We start from the raw sequence: 1,119 nt of genomic DNA, 5'->3' as shown, positions 1-1,119 counted from the left end.
ACCGCCGGCCCCTCAAGACCGAAGCTGTACGCCACCCGACCCGAGATCACACTCGTCGTCGTCCCCGTCATCAGATAACCCTCGACACCCTCGGGGAGCTGCCGCAGGCCGTTGCCGTAGCCGGAAGAGGAAGCACCGGCGAACACCCCGATCCGGCTGCCGCGCAGCGACGCCGGGGCGATGCCCGCGCGCTCGAACGTCTCCCACGCCGTCTCCATCAGGAGGCGCTGCTGCGGGTCCATGGCGAGGGCCTCGCGCGGGCTGATGCCGAAGAAGTCGGCGTCGAAGCGGCTCGCGTCCCGGACGAATCCGCCGCGGCGTCCGCCGCCGTCCGTGTCGTCCCAGCCACGGTCGTCCGGTGCGGCGGTCACGGCGTCGATGCCGTCGGCGACCAGGCGCCACAGGTCCTCGGGCGAGGAGACGCCGCCCGGGTAGCGGCAGGCCATGCCGACGATGACGACCGGGTCGTCCGCGGTGCCCGTGCCGAAGGTGGCGACCGGCTGCGCGGTGGCCGCTTCGTCGGCCGCAGTGCCGAGCGCCTCACCGAGCAGGAAGCGGGCGAGGACGATCGGTGTGGGGTGGTCGAAGACCAACGTCGCGGGCAGCCGTAGCCCGGTGGCCACGTTGAGCTGGTTGCGGAGCTCGACGGAGGTCAGCGAATCGAAACCCAGCTCCTGGAAGGTCCGTTCGACCACCACGTCGTCTGGGGAGGGATAGCCGAGGACGGTCGCCACATGGCCTCGGACCAAGTCGAGCAGGGCGGCGTGCCGGTCCTCCTCGGAGAGGCCCGTCAGCGTGCGCGCCAGTGTGGAGGCCCCGTCGACAGGGGCGGCGTTGGCCGCCACACGTCGTGCGGGGGCGCGGACCAGGCCCCGCAACAGGGCGGACACGCCTTCGGTGGGCAACGCCGAGACGCTGATACGGATCGGCACCAGGGCCGCCTCGTCCAGCGCCGTCGCGGCGTCGAACAGCCCCAGACCCTGCTCGGAGGTCAGGGCCCCGAATCCGCCCCTGCTCATCCGGGCCAGATCCGCATCACCCAGCTCACCCGTCATCGTGCTGCGCTCAGCCCACATACCCCACGCCAGCGACTGCGCCGCAAGCCCACGCGCACGACGA

General features: G+C 72.0%; 1 protein-coding gene. It reads right to left on the bottom strand.

From position 1 onward, the window contains the following. Positions 1–1,055: beta-ketoacyl synthase N-terminal-like domain-containing protein (locus tag ACWC5C_RS42060; RefSeq protein WP_450884644.1), on the bottom strand; the 1,055-nt coding region annotated here is incomplete at its 3' end. Positions 1,056–1,119: the final 64 nt, after the last annotated feature.

The organism is Streptomyces sp. NPDC001700, from assembly GCF_053596435.1.
The sequence above is the reverse complement of the archived record's forward strand: the minus strand, read 5'-3'. Positions and strand labels throughout refer to the sequence as shown.